This window comes from Cupriavidus pinatubonensis, from assembly GCF_019602855.1.
Classification (GTDB): domain Bacteria; phylum Pseudomonadota; class Gammaproteobacteria; order Burkholderiales; family Burkholderiaceae; genus Cupriavidus; species Cupriavidus pinatubonensis.
Window position 1 is genome coordinate 1704571 of sequence record NZ_CP080767.1, and the last position, 17106, is coordinate 1721676.

17 protein-coding genes are annotated in these 17106 nt (G+C 66.1%); 14 read left to right on the forward strand and 3 right to left on the reverse strand.

What is annotated here, in order from left to right; translation table 11 throughout:
- Together K2O51_RS20465 and K2O51_RS20470 are read left to right on the forward strand one after the other, a co-directional pair.
- On the forward strand, positions 1 to 1632 hold the full coding sequence (locus tag K2O51_RS20465; protein ID WP_220631573.1) for a FadD3 family acyl-CoA ligase: 1632 nt from the start codon (positions 1 to 3) through the stop codon (positions 1630 to 1632).
- A 22-nt stretch (positions 1633 to 1654) separates the two neighbouring features.
- The gene (locus K2O51_RS20470; RefSeq protein ID WP_041679918.1) at positions 1655 to 2101 is read left to right on the forward strand and encodes a nuclear transport factor 2 family protein; all 447 of its coding nucleotides are present in this window, start codon (positions 1655 to 1657) and stop codon (positions 2099 to 2101) included.
- Between the two features lie 900 nt (positions 2102 to 3001).
- On the opposite strand, the gene K2O51_RS20475 is transcribed toward K2O51_RS20470, so the two are convergent.
- On the reverse strand, positions 3002 to 3868 hold the full coding sequence (locus K2O51_RS20475) for an SDR family NAD(P)-dependent oxidoreductase (RefSeq protein ID WP_011297714.1): 867 nt from the start codon (positions 3866 to 3868) through the stop codon (positions 3002 to 3004).
- 199 nt (positions 3869 to 4067) lie between these two features.
- On the opposite strand from K2O51_RS20475, the gene K2O51_RS20480 reads away from it, so the two are divergent.
- The 3 genes from K2O51_RS20480 to K2O51_RS20490 are packed head-to-tail and all read left to right on the forward strand — an operon-like array spanning position 4068 to position 6143.
- Complete coding sequence (locus K2O51_RS20480) at positions 4068 to 4487, forward strand: nuclear transport factor 2 family protein (protein ID WP_220631574.1); 420 nt, start codon at positions 4068 to 4070, stop codon at positions 4485 to 4487.
- An 8-nt stretch (positions 4488 to 4495) separates the two neighbouring features.
- A complete protein-coding gene (locus K2O51_RS20485) occupies positions 4496 to 5344 on the forward strand; it encodes an SDR family NAD(P)-dependent oxidoreductase (RefSeq protein WP_220631575.1) in 849 nt (282 codons plus the stop codon).
- A 31-nt stretch (positions 5345 to 5375) separates the two neighbouring features.
- Positions 5376 to 6143, forward strand: coding sequence for an SDR family oxidoreductase (locus K2O51_RS20490; RefSeq protein ID WP_220631576.1), 768 nt, complete (start codon positions 5376 to 5378; stop codon positions 6141 to 6143).
- A gap of 42 nt (positions 6144 to 6185) precedes the next feature.
- Here K2O51_RS20490 and K2O51_RS20495 read toward each other — a convergent pair whose 3' ends face one another.
- Both K2O51_RS20495 and K2O51_RS20500 read right to left on the reverse strand, forming a co-directional pair.
- Complete coding sequence (locus K2O51_RS20495; RefSeq protein WP_011297718.1) at positions 6186 to 7088, reverse strand: NAD-dependent epimerase/dehydratase family protein; 903 nt, start codon at positions 7086 to 7088, stop codon at positions 6186 to 6188.
- A 63-nt stretch (positions 7089 to 7151) separates the two neighbouring features.
- Positions 7152 to 7982, reverse strand: a complete 831-nt coding sequence (locus tag K2O51_RS20500) for an SDR family NAD(P)-dependent oxidoreductase (protein ID WP_220631577.1) — start codon at positions 7980 to 7982, stop codon at positions 7152 to 7154.
- A gap of 245 nt (positions 7983 to 8227) precedes the next feature.
- Between K2O51_RS20500 and K2O51_RS20505 the strand changes: the two genes are divergently transcribed.
- The 9 genes from K2O51_RS20505 to K2O51_RS20545 all read left to right on the forward strand — a co-directional run bounded on the left by K2O51_RS20505 (position 8228) and on the right by K2O51_RS20545 (position 17080).
- A complete protein-coding gene (locus K2O51_RS20505) occupies positions 8228 to 9415 on the forward strand; it encodes a helix-turn-helix transcriptional regulator (protein WP_011297720.1) in 1188 nt (395 codons plus the stop codon).
- 267 nt (positions 9416 to 9682) lie between these two features.
- A complete protein-coding gene (locus K2O51_RS20510; RefSeq protein ID WP_011297721.1) occupies positions 9683 to 10399 on the forward strand; it encodes an EthD domain-containing protein in 717 nt (238 codons plus the stop codon).
- A 106-nt stretch (positions 10400 to 10505) separates the two neighbouring features.
- Positions 10506 to 11402, forward strand: a complete 897-nt coding sequence (locus K2O51_RS20515; RefSeq protein WP_011297722.1) for a VOC family protein — start codon at positions 10506 to 10508, stop codon at positions 11400 to 11402.
- Between the two features lie 13 nt (positions 11403 to 11415).
- Positions 11416 to 12306 carry a CoA transferase subunit A gene (locus K2O51_RS20520; protein ID WP_220631578.1) on the forward strand — a complete coding sequence of 297 codons (891 nt, stop codon included), beginning with the start codon at positions 11416 to 11418 and terminating at the stop codon, positions 12304 to 12306.
- A 23-nt stretch (positions 12307 to 12329) separates the two neighbouring features.
- Entirely contained in the window at positions 12330 to 13130 is an 801-nt protein-coding gene (locus K2O51_RS20525) for a CoA-transferase subunit beta (RefSeq protein ID WP_140950054.1), read from the forward strand.
- A gap of 7 nt (positions 13131 to 13137) precedes the next feature.
- Complete coding sequence (locus K2O51_RS20530; RefSeq protein WP_140950055.1) at positions 13138 to 14025, forward strand: enoyl-CoA hydratase; 888 nt, start codon at positions 13138 to 13140, stop codon at positions 14023 to 14025.
- Positions 14022 to 15104, forward strand: a complete 1083-nt coding sequence (locus K2O51_RS20535; RefSeq protein ID WP_011297726.1) for an NAD(P)H-dependent flavin oxidoreductase — start codon at positions 14022 to 14024, stop codon at positions 15102 to 15104. Before K2O51_RS20530 ends, K2O51_RS20535 begins: the two co-directional genes overlap by 4 nt.
- Positions 15105 to 15122: 18 nt before the next feature.
- A complete protein-coding gene (locus K2O51_RS20540) occupies positions 15123 to 15899 on the forward strand; it encodes an enoyl-CoA hydratase family protein (protein WP_011297727.1) in 777 nt (258 codons plus the stop codon).
- 14 nt (positions 15900 to 15913) lie between these two features.
- Entirely contained in the window at positions 15914 to 17080 is a 1167-nt protein-coding gene (locus K2O51_RS20545; RefSeq protein WP_011297728.1) for an acyl-CoA dehydrogenase family protein, read from the forward strand.
- Positions 17081 to 17106: the final 26 nt, after the last annotated feature.

Genomic DNA, 17106 nt, shown 5'->3' on the forward strand with positions numbered 1-17106 from the left:
ATGACCACATCTGACACCATCGACGCTATTGCGGCATCGGCCGGGACCGGCATGGCAGCGCGCGACGACATCCCGGCGACTATTCCGGAACTGGTGCGGCGCGCGGCGCAGCGCTATGGCGATCGCATTGCCATTCAGGAAGATGGCCTGCGCCTGAGCTATGCCGCACTCGACGCGAGCCGCATCCAGGCAGCGCGCGCGCTGATGGCGCTCGGCGTGCAGCCGGGCGACCGCGTCGCCATGTGGGCGCCGAATTTCTCCGAATGGATCATTGCGGCGCTCGCCACGCACAGCGTGGGCGCGGCACTGGTGCCGCTCAATACCCGCATGAAAGGCGTGGAAGCCGGCGCTGTACTGGCCGACAGCGGCGCGCGGCTCTTGTTCTGCGTCGACGACTTCCTGGGCGAGAGCTATCCGCAGATGCTGGCGCCGCATCGACCCGCCATGCTGGAACGTCTGGTGATCCTGCGTCCCGGACACGGCAGAGCGGCAGCCGACGGAGAACTCCCATGGGAGGCGTTCCTCGCACTGGCGCAGCAAGTCGACATGGCTGCGTTCGCGGAACGCGAGGCCACCGTACGCGGCGATATGCCGATGGACATCATGTTCACGTCCGGCACCACCGGCCGGCCCAAGGGCGTGGTGACCGCGCACGTACAGAACCTTCGCGCCGTTGACGGCTGGGCCGCCATCACCGGCGTGCAGGCCGGCGACCGCTACCTGATCGTCAACCCGTTCTTTCATACATTCGGCTACAAGGCCGGCTGGCTCGCGGCGCTGTCGCGCGGGGCCACGGTGCTGCCGCACCTTGTCTTCGACGCCGAAGCCGTGATGACGCGCGTCGAGAACGAACGCATCACGGTGCTGCCCGGGCCGCCGACGCTGTACCAGACGTTGCTCAACGCGCCGCGCCTGCGCGAGTTCGACCTGTCGTCGCTGCGCATCGCGGTGACCGGCGCTTCCGCCATTGCGCCGGCGCTGATCCAGCGCATGCGCAGCGAGCTGGGCTTCGACACCATCATCACCGGCTACGGCCTGACCGAATCCTGCGGTTTTGCCACGCTGACGCGCGCCGGCGACGATGCCGACACCGTCGCCGCTACCTCGGGCCGCGCCATGCCGGGCATAGAAATCCGCTGCGTGGATGCGCAGGGTCAGCCCGTCGCCACCGGCGAGCCGGGCGAAGTGCTGGTGCGCGGCTACAACGTGATGCAAGGCTACTTCAGCTTGCCTGAAGCCACGGCCGAAGCCATCGACGCTGATGGCTGGCTGCATACCGGCGATGTCGGCACGCTCGATACGCGCGGCTACCTGCGCATCACCGACCGCATCAAGGACATGTTCATCGTGGGCGGCTTTAACTGCTACCCGGCGGAAGTCGAAAAGCTCCTGGTTGCACACCCGGCTGTGGCCCAGGTAGCCGTGGTTGGCATGCCGCACGACCGGCTAGGTGAGGTCGGTCGCGCCTATGTCGTACTGCGCCATGGCGCGCGCGTGGATGCCGACACGTTGATCGGCTGGGCGCGCCGGCAGATGGCCAATTACAAGGTGCCCCGCGAGATCGTGTTCGTACCGACCCTGCCAGTCAGCGCGGCAGGGAAGGTGCTCAAGTACCAGTTGCGGGAATCCTGAGGAGGAGAGGGGGATGACAGATATGACCGATATGAAATCGCTGGCGCAGCGGCTCGACCGGCTTGAAGCGGCCGACGCCATCCGGGCGCTCAAGCTGCGCTACCTGCGTGCGTGCGATGACAAGAACCCGGAGGATATGCGGGCCTGCTTTGTCGCCGACGGCGCGCATATTCACTATGACCGCATTGGCAGCTTCGCGGGGCGTGATGCGCTGGTGCAGTGCTTCACTGAACTGGCCTGCCGGCCAACGCTGGGGGAGATGCATTTCGCGGGGCAGGGGGATGTTCAGGTGCTGGATGATGGGACAGCGCGGGGGAGTTGGGATCTGGCTTATCTGGCGATTGATGATGCCAATGGGGCTAGGACGTTCCTGAGTGGTCGCTATGCCGATGAGTATGTATGCGTTGATGGCGTGTGGCTGATCCGCTCGACTGTCTTTACGACCGGGCTGTTGTCGCAGGGGGCTTAGGTTTGTCGTTCTTGGCAGGCGCCGCGGTTTGCCGGCGTGGCCGGCGGGTTTTGGTTGAGCGCGCGTTATCGCTCTTGGCAGGCGCTGCTGTTTCGCCGGCGTAGCCGGCGACCTACTTCTTGTCCGAGCGACAAGAAGTAGGCAAGAAGCGCGTCGCCTGGCGGCTGGCCATCAACGATGCGCTTCTATGGTTCCAGCGGCTTTGGTCTCGCGAGGCCGGATCGACGTTAGAACCTGCTACGCATAGTGATTCAGAACCTGTGCCTGGCGCGGCACGGCTTTTGGACGATCCCCAAGTTGGTCTCGGGTACAGCGTTTCAACCAGGTCAGTGGTGGGACGCCTTCGGCTGCGCTGCGCGCACGTCGTCGTCGGGGTGCAAGCTCATCAACGGCGCCGGCGCCCGAGGTCGGTTTTCATCTCCCTGGCGCGCCCTCTACTTCGCGCATGCTATGGCTGGCCTCGTCACCCAGGCGGGGGTTGCCCTGGGCTCACGCGCTCAGACTAGAGTTCTGCGCGTAGCGCAGCCGAAGGCGATCACACGATATCGCTTGCAGCAGGGTCCACGGACAGTTTCGGGGCTCGTTCAATCAGCGCTGTATTCCCACCCACGGTGGTGCCCCACGCGGCAGGCAGCGTGAAAAACCTCTGAAGCTCATACCCGTACAACACCCCAAGCCCACTACGATAAATATTCGCCCGTTAGGGCAAGCCTGACGCGCTTTTGCCTACTTTTGCCGCTCGGGCAAAAGTAGGTCGCCGGCTACGCCGGCGAAACAGTGGCGCTCGCCAAGCACCACAAACCAGCCCCCGCTTAGAAAAGCTCCCGCCGGCTACGCCGGCGAAACAGCCACGCCAGCAAGAGCGCCAACACCGCTCAAATCCACAGCCTTATCAGCGTTCTATTCAACAATCGCCGGATGCACCCCCGGCGGCCCGCCGAGCACCTGCCGATACGACGGCGGCTGCACCCCCTCATCGTCCACGATCCCGTACTCCAGCGCCGCCTCCGCACAGATCAGGACCTTCCCGGACTTATCCATCAAGGCAGGATCCCGATACAGCGCATCCACAATGCGCCCCGTGAACTCCGGCGTCTCCGCCACCGGCGCAAACGACGCATATTTGTCTGGATGCTTCTCCCAAACCTGCATCGTTCGCGCAGTCCGCAGCGGCCCCATCCACAATGACACCGCAGCTACACCATAGGGCCGCAGGTCCACCGCCATGTCATGCGCGAACTTGTCGATCCCAGCCTTCTGCGCGCCGTAGGCAGGCCCGTGCATATAGCAATTGGCGCCGAATGACGAAGTGAAAACGATCAGCCCGCTCCCCTGCGCGACCATCATCGGCGCAGCATGCCAGCTGGCCACATAGCCAGACCGCAGACCCACGTCGAGAATGCCGGTCATCTCCAGCGGCTTCTGCCAGAAGGGCCCCGGCATGATCAGTTCGTCATGCAGGAAGGTGGCGTTGTTGACCAGGATGTCGAGCCGTCCCGCTTCCTCGCGCACGCGCTGGAACAGCGCGGCCACTTGCGCATCGTCGCTATGGTCGCAGGCCACCGCGATACCGCGGCCGCCGAGCGCGTCGATGTCGCGTGCGGTCGCGTGAATCGTGCCCGGCAGCGGCGCGCTGCCTTCCTGTTCGGTACGTCCGGTCACGTATACCGTGGCGCCGGCCGCGCCGAGTGCCAGTGCAATGCCCCGGCCGGCACCGCGCGATGCGCCGGTGACTACCGCGACGCAGGCTTGTTTTGAATCGCTCATGTCTCCTCCTCTGAGTATGGGAACCGCTTCCAAGATTGCGGTTCGAGGGGAACCAGCACATCACTCGTTCGGACTAGCCATGCTCGAAGCCGGCTAATCCACCCGGACGATGGCTGCTGTCTCCACGCAAGCCACGATAGGCGCGGATACGCCCACGCGCCGCGAGCGGCGCAACCATCAACAATCAAGGAGACAAGCGATGCCAGACCCCGAATCCATAGAAGCGATCCGCTCACTCGCCTGGCGCTACGCCCAGGCCGTAGACCGCCGCGAGTTCGCGCGCCTGACGGCACTGTTCACACCCGACGCGCAATTAAGCGGCCCGGGGTTCCACCTCGACGGCGCACAGGCCATCGCCGAAGGCATGTCGGCACTCGGCAATTACAGCGCCACGCAGCACCACGTGCATCACCAGCTGGTCGACGTGAACGGGGACACCGCCAGCGGCGAGACCTACTGCATTGCCAACCACCTGTATCAGGACGAGGGCGGCGTTCCGCGCAAGCTGGACTGGGGCATCCGCTATCAGGACCGCTATGTGCGCCGTCAGGGCGAGTGGCGAATCGCCGCGCGCACGGTGCTGGTCGACTGGACCCAGGATCTCCCACAGAAAGGATGAGGCACAGCATGACGAAAGCATTGGAAGGTAAGGCAGCACTGGTTACGGGCGGCGCAGGCGGGATTGGCGCGGCGAGCGCGTTGGCACTGGCGCGCGACGGCGCCGCGGTGGCATTGATGGGCCGGCGGCGCGAAGCGCTGGAAGTTGCCCGGGACGCGCTGCGCGAGAAGGTGCCCGGCGCCAGCATCGAGATCTGCGTGGGCGATGCATGCCGCGCCGACGATGTGCAGGCCGCATTGCAGCGGGCGTGGGACCTGCGCGGGCGGCTCGATATCGTCGTGCCAACGGTCGGTGGCGGCGGCTTCAAGCCGATGCTGATGCATGACGCGGCTTCGTTCATGGCCGAGATCGAGTTCAACATCGCCAGCGCGTTCCTGGCCGTGCGCCACGCCGCGCCGTTGATGGCGCCGCACGGCGGCAGCATCGTCTGCATTTCGTCGGGCGCGGCGCGCATGAACTGCCGCTGGCTGTCGGCCTACTGTGCGGCCAAGGCCGGGCTGGAGGCGTTCGTGCGCGGCGCCGCGGAGGAACTGGCCGAAGCCGGCATCCGTGTCAACGCAGTGCGGCCGGGGCTCACACGCTCGGGCGCGACTGGCCCGATGTTCGACAACGAAGCGGTGCTGGGCCAGTTTGTCGCGCAGATGCCGCTGGGCCGCGCGGGTGAGCCGGAGGACATCGCCAACGCCGTGCGTTACCTCGCTGGGCCGGAATCCGGATGGGTGACGGGACAGAGCTTTGGCGTCGATGGCGGCAACGAGCTGCGCGGCAACCCCATGCTGGACGATGCCATCGCTGCCATGTACGGCAGGGCCGCGCTGGACGACGTGCTTGCCGGCAGGATTCCGGCCGCGGCATGAACGGCCGGCACAACGAAGGAGGAGAACGCAGATGAAGCAAGAAGGTAGGGTGAAGGGCAAAGTCGCCCTGGTCACCGGCGCGGCCAGCGGCGTCGGCCGTGCGGACGCGCTGCTGCTGGCCGCAGAAGGCGCGAGGGTGGTACTGAGCGACGTCAACGAAGAAGCGGGCCAGGCGCTGGCGCGCGAGATCGGTGACGCGGCGCTGTTCGTCCGTCACGACATCGCTAGCGAGGAGGACTGGCGCAGTGTCATGGCGGCTGCACTGGATCGCTTCGGACGGCTGGACGTGCTGGTGAACAATGCCGCGATCTGTCCGCTCGGCTCGATCGAGGAAACCTCGCTCGAATGCTGGCGGCAGGTCACGCGCGTCAATGCCGATGGCTATTTCCTCGGCTGCCGTTTCGGCGTGGCGGCGATGAAAGGCAATGAGGCCGGCGGCTCGATCGTGATGATGTCTTCGGTGGCAGCGCTGGGCGGCCTGCCGATGATGTGCGCGTACACCGGTTCGAAAGGCGCTGTCACCGCGCTGACGCGCAGCGTAGCGGCGCATTGCAAGCAGCAGGGCTACCGCATCCGCTGCAACTCGATCCACCCGGACGGTATCTGGACCCCGATGACGCAGGCGCTCGTGCCGGATCTCGACCCGGTCGCACTCGGTATCGGCACAGACCCGATGGCGCGCATGTGCAACCCTGAGGATGTCGCCAACCTGGTGCTGTTCCTCGCCTCGGATGCATCGCGCTTCATCAATGGCGCTGAACTGCGCATCGACAATGCACAGCTGATCTCGTCGCTGTGACGAGGACGCGGCAGCCGCCAGTACGGAGCTGCCGCGTTCTGGTTAAGCGCTGTATTGCGCGACGATCTCCCTGACAGTGCGTGCGATGTCCTGGCGGCGATAGCCGAGCAGCGCGGTCTCGGCTGCATCGGGTTCGTAGTACAGCGTATTGCCGCGGCCGAAGCAGATGGCGGCATCAGGCATCAGCGGATGTTCCTGGTCGATGGCCGGAGGCACAGGACGGCCCGCCTCGCGGAAGAAGGCGCCGAAGTAATCCTGGAACGTCAGGTTCTCGTCGCCGACAAGATAGGCCTTGCCGTTCTCGCCGCGCAGCAGCGCGCCTTCGATGGCTTCCGACAGCGATGCCGCCGAGATGAAGTTGACGCCGCCGGGCGGCGCAAAGTCGGGCATCGGCGCGAATCCGCCCTTCGCATAGTCGGTGTAGGCCTTGAACATGGGCACCAGCAGGCCCGGCACGGTCCCGACCACGAACGGCGCATTGACGCTCACCACGCGGAAGGCGGGGCCGGCCAGTGCACGTACGCCCTCGTCAGCGAGCTTGCGGGAGCGGATATAGGCGTTCTGTTCGGCCAGCGCCGGCATGGCCTGCGGATAGAAGCTGCCGACATGCACGGCGACACGGATGCCGGCATCGCGCGCCGCACGGAAGAAGCTAGGCACGCCCTGCACATTCGCGCGCTCCCAGTGCGCGGCTTCGTTGCCGTCCGGCGGCAGGTGGCGCACATCGTTGCCCGCGGCAAAGACCAGGGCATCGAACGCCCCGAGCTGCGCGGCCGGCAGGTCGTTGGCGATGTAATCGCAGCGCAGGTAGTCGAGTTCACCGAGCGGCGTGCCGGCGGCGGGGCAGTTGCGGCCGGCAATGGTGACTTCGTGTCCCTTGTCGCGCAGGGCCAGGGCGGCGTGGCCGCCAATCATGCCCGTGCCGCCGACGATCAGAATCTTCATGCTGTTCTCCTTGCTCGTGGTTGTTGTTGGGTGGCTGATGCTTACGACGGGTTCGATCAGCCGTCAGAGGTTCATGCCGTTGCCGACCATCACCGGCATATTGGTCCAGTTGCCTTTCGGGTCGCGGTACCAGCCGGACGCCGCCAGCGCGCCGCCGTTCACATGCAGGGCCGTGCCCGTGATCCACGAGGCGCGCGGGCCCGCCAGGAACACGATGCCTTCGGCAATGTCCCGCGGCGTGCCGAACCGGCCCAGCGGGATCCAGTTCGGCATGTGGTGCCGGTGCTCTTCCGCAACGACCAGCGACACCGGCACCTGCGGCGTTTCCGTGGTCTCGGGTGCGATCAGGTTGACGCGGATGCCCGACGGCGCCAGCTCGAGCGCAAGGCTCTGCGTGAAGCCGGTCAGTGCGGCCTTGAACGCGCCATAGACGCTGCAGTTCGGGATGCCGCGGAAGCCCTCGATCGACGACACGCTGACGATGCTCGCCGCCGCGCTGCGCCGGAGCAGAGGCAGCATCGCGCGTGTGACCGAGAAGACATGGCGCAGGTTGACCGCGTACAGGCTGTCGATCTCGGCGTCGTCATACAGTTCGAAGGGCTTGGCGATGCGCAGGAAGTCACCGACGTTATTGACCAGCACATCGAGCGCGCCGAAGCGTTCGCCGATCTGCGCGGCGAGTGAAGCCACGGTCGCAGCGCAGGTGACGTCGCCGTGCACGACCAGTGCGTCGTTGCCATCGCCGCCGAGCAAGGATGCGGCGGCGTCGGCGCGGCTCGGATCGATCTCGATCACCGCCACGCGGGCGCCCTGTTCCTGAAAGGCCTGTGCGGCCGCCAGCCCGATGCCGGCGCCGCCGCCGGTGATCAATACAGTCTTGCCTTGGAAATCCATCAGTCTCAGTCTCCTTCTTCGTCGTGGCGGTAGATGCAGGGAAAGGTCGACAGCGACCGTAGCAGGCCGCCCGTGGCGACTTTGAAGCGCCGTGGTGGCGTGGACATCGTCCGAATGCATGGCAGGGAAAACACCGATAAGGCAGGGCCCGGGGTGGCCCTGATGCGTCCCTATAATCGCCGCTGACCCAGGCGCCGGCAGAGCGCCGGGCAATACACACCGTGCGAAGCGAGGAGACGAAAAGTATGTTGATGGCCACGGAGCCGGCGCCGGACGCGTCGTCGCCCCTGTTCACCCACTCCAGGCTCGGCCTGGCGCAATTCAGTGCGCTGCTGGCAGCCATCTACGAAGGCCCGATGGAGTCCGTGCCCTGGGGCCGCGCGCTTGAAATGCTCCGCAAGCAACTGGACGCCACGTATGTGAGCTTTATCCTGCGCTCGCCGGCCAGCGACCGCAGCGGCCTGGCGGTACATGCGTCCGAGCAGGGGACCTCGCTCGAGGCGGAGGCGTCATACAACAGCTACTACTACGCGATCGATCCCTTCATCAACCTGCCCACCGACCGCGCCGTTACCGTGGACGAGGCAACCGGATCGGGCAACTGGTGCCACAGCGAGATCTACCGGCAGTTCCTGCAGCCGCTCGACATCCGCTACCTGCTGGGCGCGGACATCCGTACCGACGACGGCGTGGAATGCCGCCTGCGCATCTGCCGTCCACATGCGTCGCGGGATTTCGACGAGAAGGACAAGGCTGCCTGCGGCGTCATCCTGCCGCACCTGAAGCGGGCGGTGCGGCTTCATTCGCGGCTCGACGTGGTCGAGTCAGAACGCAGCCTCTACGCCGGTGCCATTGACCGGATGCTGGTGGGCATGCTGATCCTGGATGAGTCGGGCGCCATCCTCAAGAAGAACTTCGAGGCTGATGAGATCCTGGCCGAGAACGACGGTATCCGGCTCAACGGTGGCAACTTCGAGATTGCCTACGCGCAGGAGAGCCGGAAATTCCAGTTCCTGCTGCGTCGTGCGCGCATGGGGCACCATGGCGGCGCGCCGGCGATTGCCGAAGCCATGTCGATCACGCGGCCGTCTGGGCGTGGGAAGCTTGGCGTGTTGATCCGCACGATTCCGTTGAGCGAGTGGTCGGAGGATAACCGGCACCGGCCGGCATGCGCGGTGTTCATTCGCGATCCGGAGCGCAAATCGCGCGCCTCGCATGAGGTCGTGCGCAAGCTGTTCGATCTCACGCCTGCGGAGACGGCGCTTGCACTGGTGCTGGCGGACGGGTTGACGCTTGATGAGGCAGCTGTCGAACTGGGCATCAGCAAGAACACTGCGCGGGCGCATTTAAGGGCTATTTTTTCGAAGACTGGGGTGACTCGGCAGGCGACGTTGGTCAGGACGTTGCTGAGTAGTGTGGTGGCGTTGGGGTAGGGGTTGGCGGCTTAACGCTCTTGGCAGGCGCTGCTGTTTCGCCGGCGTAGCCGGCGAAACAGCAGCGCCTGCCAAGAGCGATAACCCAGCCCAACGAGAAAGCCGCTCCCGCCGACATCCCCGTATACCCGGTAGTCCACTTGAGGTATGCCCCTCACCCCCCAGCCTCCTAGCATCCTTGCGAACCCCTGAACGCCATCGGCGATGTCGTTCTAAACGGACCGTCAGGTTGAAACCTGCAATCCCTTCGCACAAGGAGCCAAGAGCATGGAAAAAGTCATCTACATAGTCTGGCGCGACCCCAGCACCAAGCCGGAAACATTCGCGCATGACCTGCGAACAAAACTGGCACAGCAGCTGCTCCAACTAGGCGCCCGCGGCGTACAGATCAACGTACAGGACGAGGACGTGGCACCCGCCGCAGCCTTGCGGCAAGTGAACACACTCCCCCAGATGGACGGCCTGGTCTCCGTCTGGGTCGACAGCGCCATCACCAGTCTGCGCCGGCCATTCGACGACGCCGTACTGGCTGCCACCGGCCGAATGGCCGGCTACCTCGTCACCGAATCCCAACCCATCCGCAACACGCGGCATCCCGCACGCGCCGGCGAGCGCACGCCCGGCTTTTCGCAGCTGGCGTTCCTGAAGCGCCCGCCGCGCCTGACCCACGAGGCATGGCTCGATACCTGGCACAACCGCCACACCCAGGTGGCCATCGACACCCAGGACACGTTCCTCTATGTGCAGAACGTGGTGGTGCGCGCGCTGACGTACGGCGCGCCGCCGCTCGACGCGGTGGTGGAGGAAGGCTTCCCTGAAGCCGCCATGACCGACCCGCAGGCGTTCTTCGATGCACCCGGCGACGAGGCGAAATACCAGCGCAACCTGGCCGCCATGATGGAAAGCTGCCAGCGCTTTATCGACTTCGACAAGATCGACGTGGTAGCCAGCAGCCAGTACATCGTCAGGCCGCCAGCCGCCTGAATCCCGCCTGAACGCGCCGGATCCGGCTAGTCCGCTAGGACGATGTGCCGGCCGGCCGCGCACGGAAGAATGGTCTCCATACCGAATCAAACCAGAGGAGACCAGCATGTTGGACATTCGTGCGCTTGGCTACATCGTGGTCGAGTCCACTGACTTAGGGCAGTGGCGACACTACGCCGAACAGGTGCTTGGCATGGCCTGTTCCGGGGCTCCGGGCGGCGCGTTGTACGTGAAGATGGACGAGCGCGATTACCGCTACCTGATCGTCCCCGGCACGCGTGACCGCTACCTGGCTTCCGGCTGGGAACTGGCCGATGAGCCGGCTTACCGCCATGCGCTCGCTACGCTGCGCGAGGCCAACGTGGAAGTGGTGCACGCCAGCGCCGCGGACCTGGCGCAACGCCGCGTGCAGGCGCTGGCCTGGTTTGTCGACCCCTCGGGCAATCGCCATGAGATCTCGTGGGGCATGCGCTCGGATTTCCTGCGCTTTGTCTCGCCGATCGGCGTGCCGCGCTTCATTACCGATCCGATGGGGGCAGGCCACACCGTGCTGCCGGCACCCGCCTTCGACGAGACCTATGCCTTCCTGCGCGATGTGATGGGCTTCGGGCTGTCGGACATCTTCCGCGTGCGCTTCACCAACGACCCGGCCGAGCCGGAGAAGCGCATCCATTTCCTGCATTGCGGCAACGGCCGCCACCACAGCCTGGCGATCTTCGAGATGCCGTCGGAAGCCGGCTGCATCCATGTCATGGCCGAAGTGCCTGAGATGGCGGAAGTCGGCCGCGCACTGGACCGCGTGCAGCAGCACGGCGTGAAGATGTCCGCCACGCTGGGCCAGCACTGCAACGACCGCATGACGTCCTTCTACATGAAGACGCCGGGTGGTTTCGACCTCGAATACGGCCATGGCGGGCTGGTGGTGGACTGGAGCCACCACGCCGCCTACGAAGCCACGCGCGTCAGCCTGTGGGGACATGACTTCAGCATCGGATACCGCTAAGCCCTGAATACCTATGATCAAGACAATCGACAAGACCATGAGCGCGGCCGATGTGGTCGGCCAGTTCGCCGATGGCATGACCATCGGCATCGGTGGCTGGGGCCCGCGCCGCAAGCCGATGGCGCTGGTGCGCGAGATCCTGCGCTCGCCGCTGAAAGACCTGACCGTTGTCGCCTACGGCGGCCCTGAAGTGGGCATGCTGTGCGCAGCGGGCAAGGTGCGCAAGCTGGTGTTCGGCTTCGTGTCGCTCGACGTGATTCCGCTCGAGCCGTACTTCCGCCAGGCGCGCGAACGCGGCCAGCTGGCGGTGACGGAGCTGGACGAGGGCATGCTGCAACTCGGCCTGCGCGCCGCCGCCGCGCGCTTGCCGTTCCTGCCGACCCGCGCGTCGCTGGGCACCGATGTGCTGGACAGGAACCCCGAACTGAAGACAGTGCGCTCGCCCTACGCTGACGGCGAGGTACTGGTAGCGATGCCGGCCATCGAGCTGGACGTGGCCCTGCTGCACGTCAATGAGAGCGACGTGCTCGGCAATACCCGCATCGACGGTCCGGATCCCTTCTTCGATGAATGGTTCGCCCGCGCCGCGCGCCGCTGCTACGTGAGCTGCGAAACCCTGCGTCCAAGCATCGAGGATGAAGACCTGTCGCGCGCACGCGGCAATGCCTTCGAACGCTCGCTTGTGACGGGCGTGGTCCACGCACCCGGCGGCGCCCATCCCACGTCCTGCGCTCCGGCTTATGGCTGGGACCTGCCCGCGCTGAAGGCGTACTGCGCCAGCGCCGAGGTCGAGAACGGCTTTGCTGCGTACCGCAACGAGGTGGTGGGCGCGAGTGAAGCCGCCTATCTGGAGCGCATCGGCGGCCTTGGCCACGTGCATGACCTGCCGCTGCCCGTACTTTGAACCCGTCAACTCTAGGAGCGACCGTGAGCGCCACTTATGAATTCACACGCGCCGAGCTGATGATCGCCGTCGCCGCCCGCGCCTGGCGCGACGATGGCGAGGTGCTGGCCACCGGCATCGGCACCGGTCCGCGCATTGCAGCCGGACTGGCACGTCTCGCGCACAACCCCGGCTTGCTGCTGACCGACGGCGAAGCCTACCTGGTGGAATCGCCGGTGCCGCTGGGCCCGCGCGAGCCCGGCTACAAGGTCCGCGCAAGTGGCTGGATGGGCTACTCGCGCGTGTTCGACTGCCTGTGGGGCGGACGTCGCCACGCGCTGGTGATGCCCACGCAGATCGACCGCTTTGGCCAGGCCAATATCTCGTGCCTGGGCGGCACGCATGCACAGCCGAAGACGCAGTTATTGGGTGCCCGTGGCTTTCCCGGCAACAGCATCCACCACGCCAATTCCTTCTTCGTGCCGGCGCACAGCACGCGTGCCTTTGTCGCCGGCGAGGTCGACATGGTCTGCAGCACCGGCTACAACCCGGCGCGCCAGATCGAAGGCATGCGCAGTTTTGTCGACCTGCGCGTGATCGTCACCGACCTTTGCGTGATGGATTTTGGCGGCCCGGATCACGCCGTGCGCGTGCGTTCGCTGCACCCGGGCGTAAGCCTGGAGCAAGTTCAGGCGGCCACCGGCTTCGCGCTGGCCAACACGGCCGGCGAAGTACTGCCCGAGACTGCGCCGCCCACGCCGGAAGAGCTGCGCCTCATCGCGCAGCTCGACCCGCACAACCTGCGCGCGACCATCGTGCGCGGCAACCCTTCCGGACGCGCGTGAGGCAACCATGACAACGCCAGCCATCGAGCCCATCGCACTCGGCCCGGATGCCGAAGTGCTCTACCACGTGGCGGACGGCATTGCCACCGTCACCATGAACCGTCCGCAGTACCACAACGCGCAGAACTCGAAGATGACGTATGCGCTGGACGAGGCCTATCGCCGCGCCGCGTCGGATGACGCGGTCAAGGTGATCGTGCTGCGCGGTGCAGGCAAGCATTTTTCCGCCGGCCACGATATCGGCACGCCTGGGCGCGACATCAACGAATCGTTCGATCGCACGTCGCTCTGGTATGACCACGTCAACAAGCCTGGCGGCGAGTTCCTCTATGCACGCGAGCAGGAGGTGTATCTGGGCATGTGCCGTCGCTGGCGCGAACTGCCCAAGCCGACCATTGCGATGGTGCACGGTGCCTGCATTGCCGGCGGGCTGATGCTCGCCTGGGTGTGCGACCTGATCGTGGCGTCCGATGACGCATTCTTTGCCGACCCGGTCGTGCGCATGGGCATTCCCGGCGTGGAGTACTTCGCGCATCCCTATGAACTGCACCCGCGCATCGCCAAGGAATTCCTGTTCCTGGGCGAGCGCATGAGCGCGGAACGCGCCGAGCGCATGGGCATGGTCAACCGCGTGGTGCCGCGCGATGCGCTGGAGGACGCCGTCTACGGCATGGCCGCGAAGGTCGCGCAGATGCCGAGGCTCGGGCTGACCCTGACCAAGCAGGCGGTCAACCATGTGGAAGACCTGCAAGGCAAGCGCACAGCAATGGACGCGGTCTTCGCTTGGCACCACTTCGCGCATGCACACAACGAACTGATCAGCGGCGACAAGCTCGGCGGCTACGACGCGCGCGCCATGGCGGCATCGCAACGAACCGGGGAGGGCAAGGCATGAGCGCGTCCGGCCTGCATACGGTGCTGTGCGACCTGCTTGGCTGCCGCTATCCCATTGTCCAGACGGCAATGGGTTGGGTGGCCGATGCGAAGCTGGTTGCGGCGAGCGGCAATGCTGGTGCGTTTGGCTTCCTGGCCGGCGCGACGATTCCTCCCGGCGAGGTCGAGCGGGAGATTCTGCGGGTCAAGGCGCTCAGCGAAAGGCCGTTCGGCATCAACTTCCACATGTTCCAGCCCAACGCGGATGAAGTCATCGAGATGGCCATCCGCCACCGGCTGCGCGCGGTCAGCTACGGGCGCGGGCCGGACGCGAAGATGGTCGGCCGGCTTAAGGCGGCCGGCGTCGTCTGCATGCCGACCGTCGGCGCCGCCAAGCACGCCGCCAAGGCGGTGGAACTGGGCGCGGATGTGGTGACCGTGCAGGGCGGCGAGGGCGGCGGCCATACCGGCGGCACGCCAACCACGCTGCTGCTGCCACAGGTGCTCGACAGCGTGCGCGTACCGGTGGTGGCAGCGGGCGGCTTCTTCGACGGACGTGGACTCGCTGCGGCGCTGGCGTACGGTGCGGCAGGCGTGGCCATGGGCACACGCTTCCTGATGTCGAGCGAGTCGCCGGTGCCGGCGCAGACGCTGGAGCGTTACGTCAAGGTGCGTGATCCGGCCAGCATCCGCGTGTCGCTGGCGATTGACGGCCTGCCGCAGCGGATGATCGACAACGCGCTGCTGCTGGAACTGGAACAGGCCGGCCCGTGGCGGCGCACCTGGCTGGCGCTGGGTGCCGCGCGCAAGTGGCGCGCACGTACCGGGATGAGTTCGGCGCAGATGCTTGCCACCGCGTGGCGCGCCATGCGCGAGCAGGACTACAGCGCCGCGCAGACGCTGATGGCCGCCAACGCGCCGGTGCTGATCCAGCGCGCGATGGTGGAAGGGCATCCTGACGACGGCGTGCTGCCGAGCGGCCAGGCCGCCGCGGCCATTGGCGCCATCGAATCGTGCGAGCAGATTGTCGCGGGCATCGCTGCCCAGGCGCAGGTGCGGCTGGCCGCGTTGTCCGGCACCGGGCTGGCTGCTGCCGCCTGACCACAGACAGAGGAAACCATGCAAACGAATCAAACCGCCCAGAAGGCGCCGTTTCGCGTCTACATCGGCGATGGCATCGCCGAACTGGTGATTGATCATCCCCCCGTCAATGCGCTCGACAATGCCGGTTGGCAGGCGCTGGCACGGGCAATCGACCGCCTCGGCGATGACCCGACGGTGCGCGTGATCCTGCTGCGCGGCGAAGGCCGTGGTTTCTGCGCGGGCGTCGATATCAAAGAACTGGCGAAGCATCCGCAGCGCATCGTCGACGTCAACGCCGGTAACTACGCGACGTTCCGCGCCGTGCACCGCAATCCCAAGCCGGTCATTGTCGCCGTGCACGGCTTCGTGCTGGGCGGCGGCATCGGCATCTGCGGTGCGGCCGACATCATCGTGGCGTCCGAGTGCGCAAGTTTTGGCGTGCCGGAGATCGACCGCGGCGCCATGGGCGGCGGCGCCCACCTGCAGCGCATGTTCGGTGTGCAGAAGGTGCGCGCGATGTACTTCACCGGCGAGATGATCGATGCGGCCGAGGCCTTCCGCCTCGGTGCGGTCGAGCGTGTCGTGCCGCGCGACGCATTGCGCGACGAGGCCCTGGCGCTGGCCCGCAAGATTGCCGCCAAGAGCCCGGCCATGCTGCAGCTTGCCAAGGAAGCGCTCAACGGCGTCGAGGACGGCAACCTCGAGGACAAGTACCGCTGGGAGCAGGGCTTCACGCTGCAGGCCTATATGAGCGCCGATTCCGGCGAGGCGCGCGCCGCCTTCGTGGAAGGCCGCGAGGCCCGCTTCGCCTAGCCCGGGAATCCACCATGCATCTCGAATACACCGACGCCCAGCGCGCTTTCCGCGCCGAGGTCCGCGCGTGGATGGCCGAACACGTGCCGCGCACGCCGCTGGCAAGCTTTGATACCGAAGAAGGTTTCGCGCAGCACCGCGCGTGGGAAGCCAAGCTTAACGAGGGCCGCTGGAGCATGGTCACGTGGCCGTCCGAACTGGGCGGGCGCGGCTGCGACCTGATCGAGTGGCTGATCTTCGAGGAAGAGTACTGGCGTGCCGGCGCGCCGCTGCGCGTCAACCAGAACGGCATCTTCCTGCTCGGCCCCACGCTGATGGAGTTCGGCACCGAGGCGCAGAAGGCGCGCTTCCTGCCGCGCATGGCTTCGGGCGAGCACGTCTGGGCGCAAGGCTGGTCCGAGCCGAATGCCGGTTCCGACATGGCCGCGATTCGCTGCAGCGCAGTGCGGCAGGGCGATGACTACGTGATCAACGGCCAGAAGATCTGGTCCACCCGCGCGGTATGGGCGGACTGGCTGTTCGGCCTGTTCCGTACCGATCCGTCGTCGTCGCGCCATCACGGGCTGACCTTCATCCTGGTGCCGCTGAACACGCCCGGCATCACCGTGCGGCCGATCCGCCAGCTCAACGGCCAGACCGGCTTTGCGGAAATCTTCTTCGACGAAGTGCGCGTGCCGGTAGAAAACCGTCTGGCCGCCGAAGGCGCGGGCTGGCAGGTCGCCATGGCTACCGCCGGCTTCGAACGCGGCCTGATGCTGCGCTCGCCGGCGCGCTTCCAGGAAACCGCGCGGGCGCTGGTGAAGCTGTACCAGCAGCACAAGGCATCTGCCGACCGCGATCCGTCGTTGCGCGAAGCGGTGCTGCGCGCATGGATGGATGCGGAGGCTTACACGCTGTCCACCTACGCCACCGCCAGCCGTCTGGTGCGCGGTGGCCATATTGGCGCCGAATCGAGCACCAACAAGGTGTTCTGGTCGGAGTTGGACATCCATATGCACGACACCGCGCTGGCCATCCTTGGCCAGGCCGCAGAAGTCGCGCCGGCCGACCAGCCGTCGGGCTCGCTTGGCCACTGGCTGGATGGCTTCCTGTTCTCGCAGGCCGGGCCGATCTACGCCGGTACCAACGAGATCCAGCGCAATATCGTCGCGGAGCGCCTGCTCGGCATGCCGCGCGCGTAACGAGAAAAACGGCATCCGAGGGGAAA